Origin of the sequence: Paraburkholderia tagetis, assembly GCF_022213065.1 — a bacterium.
Taxonomy (GTDB): domain Bacteria; phylum Pseudomonadota; class Gammaproteobacteria; order Burkholderiales; family Burkholderiaceae; genus Paraburkholderia; species Paraburkholderia tagetis.
This window is the reverse complement of record NZ_JAKLJA010000003.1, coordinates 135,482-150,043: the sequence shown is the minus strand read 5'-3', so window position 1 is coordinate 150,043 and position 14,562 is coordinate 135,482. Positions and strand designations below refer to the sequence as shown.

The 14,562-nt window shown below is 67.1% G+C and carries 13 protein-coding genes; 7 read left to right on the top strand and 6 right to left on the bottom strand.

Annotated elements, in window-relative coordinates; all coding sequences use genetic code 11:
- Positions 1-70: 70 nt before the first annotated feature.
- A complete protein-coding gene (pyk, locus tag L5014_RS05810; RefSeq protein WP_238462630.1) occupies positions 71-1,507 on the bottom strand; it encodes a pyruvate kinase in 1,437 nt (478 codons plus the stop codon).
- Here pyk and L5014_RS05805 point away from each other — a divergent pair.
- Positions 1,506-1,841, top strand: coding sequence for a hypothetical protein (locus tag L5014_RS05805; RefSeq protein WP_238462629.1), 336 nt, complete (start codon positions 1,506-1,508; stop codon positions 1,839-1,841). The two genes, pyk and L5014_RS05805, sit on opposite strands and share 2 nt — an antisense overlap.
- On the opposite strand, the gene L5014_RS05800 is transcribed toward L5014_RS05805, so the two are convergent.
- On the bottom strand, positions 1,838-3,037 hold the full coding sequence (locus L5014_RS05800) for a phosphoglycerate kinase (RefSeq protein ID WP_238462628.1): 1,200 nt from the start codon (positions 3,035-3,037) through the stop codon (positions 1,838-1,840). The two genes, L5014_RS05805 and L5014_RS05800, sit on opposite strands and share 4 nt — an antisense overlap.
- Positions 3,038-3,627: 590 nt before the next feature.
- On the opposite strand from L5014_RS05800, the gene L5014_RS05795 reads away from it, so the two are divergent.
- The 5 genes from L5014_RS05795 (at position 3,628) to L5014_RS05775 (ending at position 7,878) form a co-directional block, all read left to right on the top strand.
- Positions 3,628-3,822 carry a zinc-finger domain-containing protein gene (locus L5014_RS05795; protein ID WP_213299692.1) on the top strand — a complete coding sequence of 65 codons (195 nt, stop codon included), beginning with the start codon at positions 3,628-3,630 and terminating at the stop codon, positions 3,820-3,822.
- Between the two features lie 424 nt (positions 3,823-4,246).
- Positions 4,247-5,272 (top strand): lipopolysaccharide heptosyltransferase II, encoded by a 1,026-nt coding sequence (gene waaF, locus L5014_RS05790; protein ID WP_238462627.1) that lies wholly within the window; start codon positions 4,247-4,249, stop codon positions 5,270-5,272.
- 309 nt (positions 5,273-5,581) lie between these two features.
- On the top strand, positions 5,582-6,028 hold the full coding sequence (locus L5014_RS05785) for a nuclear transport factor 2 family protein (protein WP_238462626.1): 447 nt from the start codon (positions 5,582-5,584) through the stop codon (positions 6,026-6,028).
- Positions 6,029-6,101: 73 nt separating this feature from the next.
- Positions 6,102-7,235 carry a YheT family hydrolase gene (locus L5014_RS05780; protein WP_238462625.1) on the top strand — a complete coding sequence of 378 codons (1,134 nt, stop codon included), beginning with the start codon at positions 6,102-6,104 and terminating at the stop codon, positions 7,233-7,235.
- Positions 7,236-7,254: 19 nt separating this feature from the next.
- On the top strand, positions 7,255-7,878 hold the full coding sequence (locus tag L5014_RS05775) for a DUF2946 family protein (protein WP_238462624.1): 624 nt from the start codon (positions 7,255-7,257) through the stop codon (positions 7,876-7,878).
- Positions 7,879-7,926: 48 nt separating this feature from the next.
- Here L5014_RS05775 and L5014_RS05770 read toward each other — a convergent pair whose 3' ends face one another.
- On the bottom strand, positions 7,927-9,990 hold the full coding sequence (locus tag L5014_RS05770) for a M48 family metalloprotease (RefSeq protein WP_238462623.1): 2,064 nt from the start codon (positions 9,988-9,990) through the stop codon (positions 7,927-7,929).
- A 231-nt stretch (positions 9,991-10,221) separates the two neighbouring features.
- Here L5014_RS05770 and moaC point away from each other — a divergent pair, with 231 nt between their 5' ends.
- Positions 10,222-10,701 (top strand): cyclic pyranopterin monophosphate synthase MoaC, encoded by a 480-nt coding sequence (moaC, locus tag L5014_RS05765; protein ID WP_238462622.1) that lies wholly within the window; start codon positions 10,222-10,224, stop codon positions 10,699-10,701.
- A 133-nt stretch (positions 10,702-10,834) separates the two neighbouring features.
- Here moaC and L5014_RS05760 read toward each other — a convergent pair whose 3' ends face one another.
- The 3 genes from L5014_RS05760 to L5014_RS05750 form a co-directional block, all read right to left on the bottom strand.
- The gene (locus L5014_RS05760; protein ID WP_238462621.1) at positions 10,835-12,649 is read right to left on the bottom strand and encodes a PglL family O-oligosaccharyltransferase; all 1,815 of its coding nucleotides are present in this window, start codon (positions 12,647-12,649) and stop codon (positions 10,835-10,837) included.
- A gap of 335 nt (positions 12,650-12,984) precedes the next feature.
- A complete protein-coding gene (locus L5014_RS05755; protein WP_420800025.1) occupies positions 12,985-13,662 on the bottom strand; it encodes a pilin in 678 nt (225 codons plus the stop codon).
- 183 nt (positions 13,663-13,845) lie between these two features.
- A complete protein-coding gene (locus tag L5014_RS05750) occupies positions 13,846-14,544 on the bottom strand; it encodes a TerC family protein (RefSeq protein ID WP_238462620.1) in 699 nt (232 codons plus the stop codon).
- Positions 14,545-14,562 lie beyond the last annotated feature (18 nt).

Sequence of the window (14,562 nt, the reverse complement as noted above, 5' to 3'; positions counted from 1 at the left end):
GGGGTGCGAGAGGTGCCGATCGCCTGCTTTCGCGCGCCGCGAAAATAAAGCAAAAAAATTCGCCGCGAATTTAGAGAACGTCACCCACGCGCACGATCTTCAGCGTGTTGGTGCCGCCCGGCTGGCCCATCGGCTCGCCCACGGTCAGCACGACCATGTCGCCGCGCGCCGCGTAGCCCTTGCTAACCACCACCTCGATGGCCTGCTGCAGCGCGGTGTCGCGGTCGCTGCTGGTGTCGAGATGCAGCGGCGTGACATTGCGATACAGCGACATCGCCCGCTCGCTGCCGGTACGCGGCGTGAGCGCGAAGATGGGCACGTGGGTCCAGTGGCGCGACATCCAGAGCGCGGTCGAGCCCGAGTCCGTGAGCGCCACGATGGCCTTCGCGCCCAGGTGGTAGGCCGTGAAGAGCGCGCCCATCGCGATCGACTGGTCGATACGCGTGAAGGTGCGGTCGAGGAAATCCTTGTCGAGCTCGCTCTGCTCCGACTTCTCCGCTTCCACACAGATCGCGGCCATGGCCTCGATGGTCTGCACCGGGTACTTGCCCGCCGCCGATTCGGCCGAGAGCATCACGGCGTCGGTGCCGTCGAGCACCGCGTTCGCGACGTCCGAGACTTCGGCGCGCGTGGGCACGGGCGCGTGGATCATCGACTCCATCATCTGCGTGGCGGTGATCACGAGCTTGTTCGAGTCGCGCGCCATGCGGATCATGCGCTTTTGCAGCGCCGGCACGGCCGCGTTGCCGACTTCCACGGCCAGGTCGCCGCGCGCGACCATGATGCCGTCCGACGAATCGAGAATCTCCTGCAGCGCCGGAATGGCCTCGGCGCGCTCGATCTTCGCGATCATCTTCGGCTTGACGCCGTAGGGCGCGCCCGCGATGTTCGCGAGCTGGCGCGCCATTTCCATGTCAGTGGCGTTCTTCGGGAACGACACGGCGACGAAGTCCACGCTCAGCGACATCGCGGTGCGGATGTCTTCCATGTCCTTCGCGGTGAGCGCGGGCGCCGTGAGGCCGCCGCCCTGGCGGTTGATGCCCTTGTTGTTCGACAGGTCGCCGCCCACACGCACGGTGGTGTGGATCTCGCTGCCGATCACGCGCACCACGTCGAGCACGATCAGGCCGTCGTTGAGCAGCAGCACGTCGGCGGGCTTCAGGTCGCGCGGCAGATCCTTGTAGTCGAGACCGACACGCTCGTCGTTGCCGAGTTCGCACTCGGCGTCGAGGATGAAGGACTGGCCCGGCTCGAGCGTCGTCTTGCCGTGCTCGAACTTGCCCACGCGAATCTTGGGGCCTTGCAGGTCGGCCATGATCGCGACTTCGCGGCCGGACTGGCGGGCGCACTCCCGCACCATTTCGGCGCGCTGACGGTGGTCGTCGGCGGTGCCGTGCGAGAAGTTGAGGCGCACCACGTCCAATCCTGCGCGGATCATTTTCAGCAGGATGTCCGGCGTGCTGGAAGCCGGACCGATGGTGGCGACAATCTTGGTGGCGCGATGCATGTGTCTCCTCGTCTGGAAAGGATCGCTGGAAAAACCGTTACTGCGAGATGTGCTGGCCGGCGCCAACGCCGATATGGCGGGGCCGGAACGCGCACCGGTCATACCCGGCGTCGCTTTCTTCGAGGTCGCCGCCTCGGCCGTGCGGGCCGATGCGGCGTTTTTTATGCTTGTGCCTGAGGTGACGGCGGGCGTCGCGTTCGCCTGCGCCGTACCTGTCCGGGGCGCGGTGCGCCCCTTGTCTTTCGCGGCCCCGGCTGCGCCGCGGGGCTTGGCCGCGCTGGCACGAGGAGACTTGGTGAGTGCCTTCCCGGCCGGGGCGCGCGGCGCCACTTAGCCTGCCGCCCGGGTTTCGAGCACTTCCACGGCCGGCAGCTTCTTGCCCTCGAGGAATTCCAGGAAAGCGCCGCCGCCGGTCGAGATATAGCTGATCTTGTCGGCGATGTCGTACTTCGCGATGGCCGCGAGCGTGTCGCCGCCGCCGGCGATCGAGAACGCACCCGAATTGGCGATGGCGCTCGCGAGCGTCTTCGTGCCGTTGCCGAACTGATCGAACTCGAACACGCCGACCGGGCCGTTCCACACGATCGTGCCGGCCTGCGCGAGTTGCGCGGCGAGCGCGTTGGCCGTGACCGGGCCGATGTCGAGGATCATGTCGTCGTCGGCCACATCGGCCACGTTCTTCGTCTCGGCCTTGGCCGTCGGCGAGAATTCCTTGGCGGTCACGACGTCGGTCGGGATCGGCACCGAGGCGCCGCGCGCACGCGCCGCTTCGATGATCGCCTTGGCGTCGTCGACGAGATCGACCTCGGCGAGCGACTTGCCGATCTTCAGGCCCGCGGCCAGCATGAACGTGTTGGCGATGCCGCCGCCGACGATCAGCTGGTCCACCTTCTCGGCCAGCGACTTGAGGATGGTGAGCTTGGTCGAGACCTTCGAGCCCGCGACGATCGCCACGAGCGGGCGCTTGGGCGCGCCGAGCGCCTTGCCGAGCGCGTCGAGCTCGGCCGCCAGCAGCGGACCCGCGCAGGCGATGCCCGCGTACTTCGCGATGCCGTAGGTGGTGGCTTCGGCGCGGTGCGCGGTGCCGAATGCGTCGTTGACGTAGATGTCGCAGAGCTTCGCCATCTTTTGCGAGAGCTCGTCCGAATTCTTCTTCTCGCCCTTGTTGACGCGGCAGTTTTCGAGCAGGACAACGTTGCCCGGCGCGACGTTCACGCCGTTTTCAACCCAGCTCGCGACCAGCGGCACGTCGCGGCCGAGCAGTTCGGAAAGGCGCTTCGCGACGGGTGCGAGCGAGTCTTCGGGCTTGAATTCGCCTTCGGTCGGGCGGCCCAGGTGCGAGGTGACCATAACGGCCGCGCCGGCGTCGAGCGCCGCCTTGATGGCCGGCACGGAAGCGCGCACGCGGGTGTCTTCGGTGATGTTGCCCTGGTCGTCCTGCGGCACGTTCAGGTCGGCGCGGATGAACACCCGCTTACCCTTGAGCTTGCCTTCGGAGATCAGGTCGGAGAGACGCAGAACCTTGTTCATGGACATGTCATCTTGATGGTGGGAAAGCGGTGGCAAGACGATGCGGGCGCCGAATACTACGCGTGGCAACGCGTGCACAACTCGTGCACAACTCGTGCACAACGCATGCAATCGGGGCGCGGGCGGCAAAGGCGCAAGGGGCGCGGCGCGGGATCCGCGCGGCTGCCCTCTGCTGGCCCTGTGCCGGGTCCTGGCGCCGCTGCGGGTCGCTGCTCGGCGCCGGGCGCGAGGCCAGCATCGAATTGCGAGATCGGTATTTTAGCCGATAGCCAGGACGATCTGAGCCGTGCCTCGGAGAATGTCACGTATTTGCACGAACGCGTGCGCGAACGCTGCGCGGACCTTACAGAGCCTTACAGGCCTGATGACCGCGTCGTGCCTCGGCGACGGGGCGATCCGCCCGGGGCGCTCCGAAAGTGCCCCCGAAACCCCACTGCGCGTGCCCGCGGGCGCGCTTGCAGCGCACAAATGACGTTAAAATGCCCCTCTTTGCCTGAAGCGCGCGCCAAGAGGTTCGCGCGTGGCCTTGGTGCCGCGCGACAGCCCTGACGACCCGCCAGCGCCCCATTGATACAAAGAGAATCATCCTCATGAGCGAACTCAAGGAAATGCCGCTGGTCGAGTTGAAGGCCAAGGACCTGCCTGCGTATTGCCCGAATCCGTCGATGCCGCGCTGGAGCAACCATCCGCGCGTCTTTCTCGACGTGACGCACGGCGAAGCGAAGTGCCCGTATTGCAGCACCCGCTACAAGCTGCGCGACGGCGAGGTCGTGCACGGCCACTGACGGCCGAAGCTGGCTACTGTCGGTCTCGACCGGCCACGGTCGCGCCGGCAACGTTTGGGATTCCTCGCGCTTCGCCGGTGCCCGACGGCACGCGGCGTGCTCCCTGCGCCTGCCGCGTGTCTGTCCAGCGTTTGCGTGCCGTTTGTGCGGGTTTGCGTGCCGTTTGTGTGCCGTTTTGTGTGCATGTGCGCCCGTGCCTGCGCTTGCCTCGCGCCAGCCCAGCCGCTAAAGCCGATAAAGCCACTAAAGCCGCCGAAGCCGAAGCCATGGCGTACGTCCGCTGCACCGGCCGCTTCGGGCGGCCCGCAGCTTGCCGGCGCGCTTGCCGCGCCGATCTCCTAACCGCGTTTCGCGCGCACGCTCTGGCCCGAAGTTGCCAGAGCGCGCACGAAATCCTTGCCCTTTTTCCGGACCCTGACTCCCGATGCGCCGCGCGCTGGTAATTGCACCGAATTGGATCGGTGACGCACTGATGGCGCAGCCGCTTTTTTCGCGGCTCGTGAAACTGCATCCGCGCATCGACATCGATGCGATTGCGCCCACCTGGGTTGCGCCCGTGCTCGAGCGCATGCCCGAGATACGCGACGTCTACGCCACCGACCTCGGCCACGGCAAGCTGCAACTGCTGCGCCGCTGGCAACTGGCCGGCGACCTGCGCGCCGAAGGCTACGACGCGGTCTACGTGCTGCCGAACTCGCTCAAGTCCGCGCTGATCCCGTGGCTCGCGAACATTCCGCTGCGCATCGGCTACACGGGCGAGAGCCGCTACGGCTTTCTGAACGTGCGCCACACGAATCCGCCCAAGGACGAGCGGCCGCCGATGGTCAGGCATTACGCCGCGCTGGCCTATGCGCCCGGCGCCACCGTGCCCGACGATCTGCCGATGCCGCGTCTCGAATCGGATCCGAACGAGGCCTCGCGCGTCTCGGCGCGCTTCAATCTCGACACGCGCGTGCCGCTGCTGGTGTTCTGCCCCGGCGCCGAATACGGCCCCGCCAAGCGCTGGCCGCCCGAGCACTTCGCGGCGCTCGCGCGCATGATCGCGCAGTCGTTCCCGTACACGCAGATCGTCGCGCTCGGTTCGCCCAAGGACGCACCGCTCGCCCAGGCCATCGCCGAAAAAGCCCCGAATGTGCGCAACCTGTGCGGCCAGACCGCGCTAGGCGAAGCCTGCGCGCTCATCTCGCGCGCGAGCGCCGTGGTGACCAACGATTCGGGCCTCATGCATGTGGCCGCGGCGCTGCGCCGGCCGCTGGTGGCGCTCTACGGATCGACGGATCCACGCCACACGCCGCCCTTGTCCGAGCTCGCAAAGGTACAATGGCTTCATCTCGATTGCAGCCCCTGCTTTGCGCGCGAGTGTCCGCTCGGGCATCTGAACTGCCTGCGCGAACTGAGCCCGGAACAGGTCTTCGACGATTTGCGCGGTATGCTGGTCGCCCAGCGCTAGCAGCGCTGAACCCGGCGGCAAGCGCTCCGCGCGTGCCCCGCCCGGTTTCCCTTCGGCCTGCGCGCGGGCTGTCGGCGCCCGGCACGCCTCACGCGCTTCGTGCCGCGGATGTGCGGCACGCCACCGACGCCGGGTCCCGAGCGCGCGCCCAATTCAGGTAACGCGCAACGAAGCGGGGCGTCACAGGCCTGTCTCGCGTCGGTCTCATGATGCGCGGCATACTCGCAGCGGCCAGCCGCTGCGGATGTCGCCGTATCGCGAACGAAGCAAACGCCAACCCGCGCAAGAAGCGCATCAGATCAACGAGCCATGCCACGTTTTGCCCACATCTTCGAAGCCGCCGCGGACACCCTCAACGCGTACTATCAGGCCATCGCGGAGGTCAACATCGACGCGTTGATGGGCCTGTGGATCGACGAGGAATTCGTGAGCTGCATTAGCGCCGAGGGCGCGCATCTGCACGGCCTGTCCGACATTCGCGCGGGCCTCGCCGCGCAGTTCGAAGCGGCGCCGGTGTCGATCGAGCCGCTCGACATCCGCGTCTACGACAGCCTTGGCACGGTGGTCTACGCAATCGTGGAGGCGCATCGCCCCGTGGATCCGAACGCGATTCCGACCATGGTCTTCACAACCTATGTGATGGTGCACGAGCGCGGCGAGTGGCGCATCGCGCACATTCACGCGAGCCGCATGCCCGACGACGCCGCGAGCCAGTTCTCCGCGAAGCTGCGCCACGGCCAGGGCGCGCTGCACTGATAGAAGCGGGCAAGCGCAGCACCAGCGGGACAGCGGCAAAAGAAGGTGCAAGCGCGGTAGAAAGGGGACGGCCATGAGCACGACAGGCGACGAAGCGGCGATCAGCCGCACTAGCGACGAAGCGGCAAGACACACCGCCGCGTCTTTCCTGAACGGCGCGAACGGCTACGCACAAGGCGGCTCGACCTATCGAGCGCCGTTCTGGCTGCCCGGCGCGCACATCCAGACCATCGTTCCCGCCCTGTTCTCCCGCCTGCCCCTGCCCGCCTACCGGCGCGAACGCTGGGACACCCCCGATGGCGACTTCATCGAGCTCGACTGGGTCGACGCCCCGGGTTGGGTTCCGGCTTGTCCACCGCGTCCGTCGTGTCCGCCGTGTCCGCCGGAAGGAGCCCGACGAGGCAGCGCGCCGAATGCCCCGCTCTTCGTGTTGTTCCACGGCCTCGAAGGCAGCTCCGGCTCGCACTACGCCCGCGCGTTCGCCGCGGCGGCGCATGCGCGCGGCTGGCACGCGGTCATCCCGCACTTTCGCAGTTGCAGCGGGCCGATGAACCTCATGCCGCGCTTCTACCATCTCGCCGACGCCGCCGAGGTCGACTGGGTCCTGCGCCGCCTCGCCGCGCGTCACGCGGGCCCGCTCGTGGCGGTGGGCGTTTCGCTCGGCGGCAACGTGCTGCTGCACTGGCTCGCGCAGCAGCGCGAGGACGCGCGGATCGTTTCCGCCGCGGTCGCGGTCTCGGCGCCGCTCGACGTCCACGCGGGCGGCAAGATGCTCGCGAACGGCTTCGGCATGGTCTACACGCGCAGTTTCCTGAAGACGCTCAAAGTGAAGGCACTGCAAAAGCTCGAACAATATCCGGGCTTGTTCGACGCGCAAGCGGTGCTGGCGACCCGCAACATGTACGAATTCGACGATGTCGTGACCGCGCCGCTCCACGGCTTCCAGAGCGCGCACGACTACTACACCCGCGCGACGGTACGCCCGAAGCTCGGCGAGATCGTCGTGCCCACGCTCCTCATCAACGCCCGCAACGACCCGTTCCTGCCCGGCGATGCGCTGCCCGCGCGCCACGAAGTGAGCGCCGCGGTCGAGCTCGAGCAGCCCGAAGACGGCGGCCACGTCGGCTTCATGACGGGGCCGTTCCCGGGCCGCAGCGACTGGCTCGCTCAGCGCGTGACCCGCTATCTCTCGCCTCACGTTTCATAGGTAAGTAGGCCCTGGACTCATGGATGACATCGTCAAACAGGCGCTCGCGCGCTGGCCCAACGTTCCTCATTGCACCGGCTGGCTGCTGCTCGACGCGCGCGGCCACTGGCGCCTGCGCGACGAAGCCGACCAGGCACAGGGCGCACCGGGCACGCCGATCCGGCATGAAGCGCTCATCGGCTTCATCAACCGCAATTACGATCGCGATGCCAATGGACAGTGGTTCTTCCAGAACGGGCCGCAACGCGTCTATGTCGAGCTCGAATACACGCCATGGGTCGTGCGCCTCGCAAGTGCGAACGGCGCTGCGCTGACGCTCGTCGATCAAACGGGCCACCCCTTCGAGCCGGTTGCCGTGTATGTGGACGAACACGGCAGCGTGCTGTTCGAACAAGCCGCGCCGGCGACGGCAGAAGGCAGCGCCGATGCAGCTGCGAACGCACTTGCTCGCGTGGCGCTGCTGCACGATCACGATCTCGACTGCTTCACGGAGCATGCGACGCTCGCCGAGGACGGCGAGAGCGGCACGTTTCACTGGCGCGCCGAAACCGCGCTGCCATTGCAATCCATCGCGCGCGCGGACGTGCCGGCGCGCTTCGCGTTCGTGCAGAGTCCGGAGCAAGCGGAAAAGGCCGCGGGCTAAGCTAAGCTGAGCCGCGAAAGCGCACCGCGCGGCGTCCGCCCTCGCCGTTCACCCCTGGTCTTTTTCCTCCGCGCGCTCTTCTTTGTAGCGCGCCTCGAAATCGTGCAGGCGCGCGTCGATCGTCGACAAATCGTAGAACCCCACCGACTTCATGTCGCGCGCTTCCTTGAGCTGCCGGATCGCCGACGGCCACGCGCCATCTAGCGCGAACTTCTCCGCGAGCGCGCGTCGCTGCGTGAGCAGGTCGCCCAGACCCGCGCTCGACTGCGCGAGATACTGCCACCACGCCCCCTGACGCGGCTCGGATTCGGTCTCGCTGCGTGCGAGCGTCTGCGCCTCCTTGAAGCGGCGCGCACCAATCAACGCCTGGAGCAGACCATCGGTGGCCGCGTGCGATGCAGGCCACGCCGCATGCGCGGCCTGCGCAAGCCGCACGGCTTCGTCAGTGCGGCCCGCGCGGCGGGCGATCTCGGCGGCCAGCACGTCGAGGCTTGGCGAACTATGCGGCCAACTACGCGGCAAACTATTTGGCGAACTACGCGGCGAACTACCCTGCGCACCACCGGGCGCACCACCGGCCGAACTACCGGCCGAACTACCGGGCAAACCACGCACCTTGCCGCCTTCCGCGGACTCGAACCGGGCGAACGCCGCGCGCGCGTTCGCGAGCGACGCCACGGCATCGTCGTAGCGTTCGACCTGCAGTTGCGCGAAGGCGATGCCGTACCAGTTCGCAGCCACGTTGAGCGCGACGCGCTCGTCGATCTCGGAGCGCAGACGCGAGATCTCGTCGATGTAGTCGCCGCGCGAGCGGTCCTGGAGCACGCGCACGCGAGCGCGCACGAAACCGTATTCGGGCGACTGGCGCGGCTGCCGGTAAGGCGCGCGGCGGGCGCGATCCTCCATGTCGGCGATGCGCGAGACGGTGAGCGGGTGCGTGCGCGCATAGGCCGGCACGCCGGCATCGCTCATCGACCCGCGTTCGAGCCGCTCGAAGAATGCCACCATGCCCCAAGGATCGTAGCCGGCACCCGCCAGCAGCTTGAAGCCGACGCGGTCCGCCTCATGCTCGGCGGCGCGCGAGAAGCGCAGTTGGCTGTCCACGGCATACGCCTGACTGCCGACGGCGATCGCGCTGCCGAGGTCGCCGCTCCTCGCCAGCACGCCCGCGAGAATGCCGAACAAAACGCCGGCGAGCGCAGCGTAGCCACTGTGCTCGTTCTGCACCAGCATGCGCGCGATATGCCGCTGGAGCACGTGGCCCATCTCGTGGCCGAGCACGGAGGCCAGCTCCGACTCGGTCTGCGTGGCGACAATCAGCCCCGTGTTCACGCCGATAAAGCCGCCCGGCAGCGAAAACGCGTTGATCTGGCTATCGCGCACGGCGAACAGGTCGAAGTCCGGCCGATACCCGCCGATGAACTGCGCAGCCGCCGAGGCCGAGAGGCGCGCCGCGACCGAATCGAGATAGTCGAGCACGAGCCAGTCGCCGATATAGTCGGGATCGCGCCGGATCTCGCGCATCACGCGCTCGCCGATGCGGCGCTCGGCCTGCGGCGTGAGCGTGCCGCCCGAGCCATCGCCGAGATCGGGCAGTTGCGGGACCCAGGCGGGCGCGCGCACACTGGCATTGCCGCGCATGCCGGAGGCGTTTGCGGATTGTCCCGATCCGGACGCGCCGAAACGGCTCTGCGCGCCGCCATACGTGCCGAACACGCCCTGCGCGATCGAGCCGGGAATGACGGAGCCGGCCTCGTCGTCGAGCGGGCCGCTCACGAGCGCGGGAGCGTCGGGGGCGAGCGTTGCGACGCCCGATGTGGCGACGCCCGGCGTAGTGATACCAGGCGTGACGATGCCCGATACTGCGGCGCCCGGCGTAGTAATACCAGGAGTCGTGATACCTCGCGTAACGGTGCCCGGCTTGCTCGCAGACGGCCCGCTGGCGCCATGCCCGGCGGTACCGGATGCGGGCGCACTCGGTGCACCGCGATCGAGCACGGCCGCACGCGCAACCGACACCCCCGCCCCGCCGCCCGGCGCCTGCGCGAACGCTTGCGGCGGAGCGGCAAGCGAAGCGCACAACCAGGCAGCAAGCAGCCGTTTCAGATGCATGGGTGACAGGATCGGGAAAAGCGGATTGCCGGCCCGGCGGCCAGCTACCGGGTCACATCGGGTCACATCGGGTCATTGTAGCCCGCGCGATTCGCCACTCCGCCCTCGAATGAACGCGGTCGAACAACCAGTGACAACCAGGGACAACCGGGGACATCCGAGGACAAACGAGCCCGAACCTCATGCGCCCGCCGCACTGTTAAGATAGGCGCCCTTCACGGAGAACCCACCATGCCCGAACTCACGCATTTCGACGCCGCAGGCGACGCGCACATGGTCGACGTCGGCGGCAAAGCCGAGACCAAACGCATCGCCGTGGCGAGCGGCACGATCCGCATGCTGCCCGCCACGTTCGCGCTGGTGCGCGACGGCAATGCGAAGAAAGGCGACGTGATCGGCGTCGCGCGCATCGCCGCGATCCAGGGCGCCAAGCGCACTTCCGATTTGATTCCGCTGTGCCACCCGCTCGCAATCACGCGCGTGAAGGTCGACTTCGCGCTCGACGAAGCGCTGCCGGGCGTGCATTGCACGGCGCAGGTGGAGACCCTCGGCCGCACGGGCGTGGAGATGGAAGCGCTGACCGCCGTGCAAGTGGGCCTCTTGACGGTCTACGACATGTGCAAGGCGGTGGACCGCGGCATGACGATCACCGATGTCCGCGTGCTGGAGAAGCACGGCGGCAAGTCGGGCGATTGGGTGGCGGCGGGTTAAATCGCGGGTTAAAAAGCGGGTTAAACAGAATCCAGGCAGCGCAAAGGCCGCGTCGAGCCACTGCGCCGCGCGCTAAGCGCTGTGCGCATTCATCGGCGCGGCGGCAAGCGAGGGCTCAGCCGCCGCCCGATCATCAATCGTCCGAATCGTCCTCTTCTTGCTGGACCTTCACCGCAGACGTACCGTACTTCTTCACCAGCGCGGCCTTGAAGCCCGCGAGCGCCGGCTCGCCGTCGCACAGGCTGTAGAGCGAGGCCAATTGCGTGGGCCAGTCATGCAGTTCCTGCGCGAAGATCTTCAGGCGCTCGACCGTGTCGAACGCACCATCGCTATTCCTGTCGAGCGCCTGCAGCACCGCATAGCGGCGCAGCACGGTCTCGCCCGGCAGCAGCGCAATCGCGCGCTCATGCGCGGCGAGCTTGGTCGCGAGGTCCGAAGCGTCGATCGGCATGAGCGTCGCCATGCCGTAGTCGCCCCACGCTCGAAACAGGAAAGACGGCGCCTGCGCATACTCTTCGGCGGGGTGCGAGCCGTAGTACAGCACCTCTGCGCGGTTGTAGTCGCGCACTACCGGCCACAGCGACGCGATGCCGCCAAACACGACCACTGCATAGACGGCACGCGTGAGGTTCGGCGGCACGAAACGCAATGGTTTCGTCTCGAGCAGACCGAACACGAACATCGCGGGCAGCAGGAAGAACATGTACTGCTGCGGATACTCGACGAGCGCATGCATGACCAGCGCGCCAATCAGCGCGAAGCCGAAAATGCGCTCAGCCGTGTGCGGCGCGCGCAGCGCGCGCACGAACCAGGCGAGAAGCCCGATCACGACGATCGCGCAGCCCAGCGCACCCGTCTTGGCGAGCAAGTCGATAAAGATGTCGTGCGAATTATTGGCAATCTCGACGCCGCCCAGCTTGCGCGCAAGTTCGAACTGATGGATCGGGAAGTCGCCCCAGCCCACACCCAGCAGCGGGTGCGTCTTGAACATCGTCCAGCCATAGCGCCATAGCGCGATACGCGGTGCGATCTGGCCCGCGTCCTTGAAGCGGTCGGCAGCCGACTGATCGAGCTGCAATTGATAGTGGACGTTGGCCCAGCGCACGAGCCCATTCACGGCGAAGAAAATCGCGAACAGCACAACGGGCACCACCCAGGCGCGCGCGTAGCCAGCCCGGGCGCCTGCGATGTTGCCTGCATCATCTTCGGCACGCACGCCGCGCGTCGCGCAAAGCGCCATCCAGAACCCCGCGACGACGATCACGCCCATCTGCAACCACGGGCCGCGCGACACGGTAAGCGCCAGGCCGCCCGAGTAGATGGCCGACAGCACGACCCATAGCAGGACGTTCAGACGACGCGTCTGCACGAGATACAGCGCCGCCGCCGTCGCAAAGGCAATGTAGGTCGCAAGGTGGTTGGCCTGCGCCATATTGCCGAACGGCCGCCGGTCAAACCGAACGTTATAGGCGACGACGAGCGGCGTGACCTTCGTTTCGAGATGCAGGAGCTGGATGACCTGACAGAACACCGCGAACAAACCACCGATCACGAGTGCCCACGCGCCCCACACCATCGCCGTGCGCGTGAGATTCACGCGCGCGATGCCGTAGCCCGCGTGAACGGCCATGAAGGCGGCCAGCAGATAGCCCGCGCCCAGCCAGTTCATTGAAGGTTGCTCGACCGGCAGCGCGAGAGTTTGCACGATGAGCAGCAAACCGAAGGCGAGCGGCACGAGGGCGATCGTGGGCGATCTGAAGTCGCGGGCGGGCTGCGCGGAACGCACCAGCAGCCAGACACCGGCGCCGACCATCAGATATAGCGCGAGCGCAGTGAATTCTGAGTAGAACGTCGGGATTGGGTAGGTATGTGCGACGACCGCATAAGGCAGGATCAACGCAACGGCCAGCAAAACGAACGTAAGGTAACGCGCAAAAGGAGAAGGCATGGGGATCGGGGGCGTCAGCAACCGGCGCACTATACAAAACTTTTCCCTCCCTGTGCGGAAGGCAGCCGGACGAAATCCACCCGAACGTGCCGCGCCCTGGCTCCACGCGCCGTGCATTGGGCCCATTCCCCTCGTTGGTGCAGCGTGCGCGGCGCATGGGGGCGCATGCGCGGTACGTGCGCGGCACATGTACGACACATGCGCGAGACATCGTGCGCCGGACGTCCACACGATGTCCGACGCACGAATTGCAGCCGCTTATGCACGCCTCATGCACGCCTCATGCGCGCCTTATGTGCACCTCACGCGTAGCTGATGCGCACCTTGGGCCCACCTCAGGCGCGGCACTCCGGCGGCGCGAGATTGGCTGGCAGCGTAGCTGCTTCCACAGGCATCGGACCCGCGCCCGGTGCCCCAAGCGACGAAACCGACTTGCCGCCCGCGAAGCATTCCCAGGTGAGCGTGCCGCCCTGCACGCTGCCTTGCGCGAGCGCCACGCGCGCCGTAGGCGAGTCGGCGTTGTCGGGCACCGACGGCACGAGCACGATCGTGTTGCTGCCATCGGGCGCGATGCGGTTGGTGAACGCCACGGTGATCTGCCCGGTGGTGTCGTCCACCTTCACCGAGGCGACGTTGCGCGTGGCCGGCGGCACCGTATAGCCCGCGCCGAACGCATTGCCGCTCGCGGCGTTCTCCGCCACTGCGAGCCGCGCCGCGGAAGCCAGCGAGAGGCCCTCGCCCACCCGGCTGCGAGCGAGGTAGTCCTGATACGCAGGAATGGCATACGCGGCGATCACGCCGACGATGGCGAGCACGATCATCAGTTCGATGAGTGTGAAACCAGGCGCGGCCCAACGCCTCGCGAGACGCACGAACTCCCGGCAGGACTGCACGAGCGAAGCCGTGGCATGCGTGGCAAACGAATGCGGAACGAGGGCGGGCGCGGCACATGGCCCGGCAGCGCGCAGTATGTGCGGTTTGCCCGGGCTGGAAGTGGATGGGAATACGGTCATCATCAGGGCTCCTGAAACGAGAAACGCCTGCTCACGAAAAGGTGAACAGGCGCTTCGATCGTATCGGCGGCCCTGTCTGTGCAGCAGTCGGCCGGATGGCTTAGGCGCGGCGCTGTCGGAGCATCGGGTTGCGCGATGGCCCACGCCACGGTCGGAACGACCGGCAAGCCCCCGTCATTGCGCTCAATGAGAGCCTTGCGCGCGTCGCCTGAGCAGTTGACCGAGCACGACCACGAAAATCGCGCACGCCGCACTCATGCCATATTCGGCCGCGGGCGTATCGAGCAGCGGCCAGCGGTCGCCGGCCGGGTCGTTGATGATCAGCCCACCCGCGATCCAGCCAAGCAGCGCGGCGCCCAGCGTCACCACCACGGGATAGCGGTCGAGCAGCCTGAGCACGAGCTGGCTGCCCCAGACGATCAGCGGGATGCTCACCATCAGGCCGAAGATCACGAGCGCGATGCGGTGGCTCGGATCAGCGGCTTCGGCCGCGCCCGCGATGGCCACGACGTTGTCGAGGCTCATCACCGCATCGGCGACGATGATGGTCTTGATCGCGCCGATCAGCTTGTCGGAGGGCTTCACATCGGCATGCTCGAGATGCGAAGGCGCAAGCAGCCGCACCCCGATCCACAGCAGCAGCAGGCCGCCCGTGAACTTCAGATACGGCACGTTGAGCAGCACGACCGCGAAAGCGATCAGCACGACGCGCAGCGCGATCGCGCCGACGGTGCCCCAGACGATGCCGCGCAAGCGCTGTTGCGCGGGCAGGTCGCGGCAGGCGAGCGCGATTACCACGGCGTTGTCGCCGCCGAGCAGGATGTCGATGACGATGATCTGAATGACAGCGCCCCAGTGGAGCGACGCAAAAAACTCGAGCATGAAGGCGGCGGAAGGACC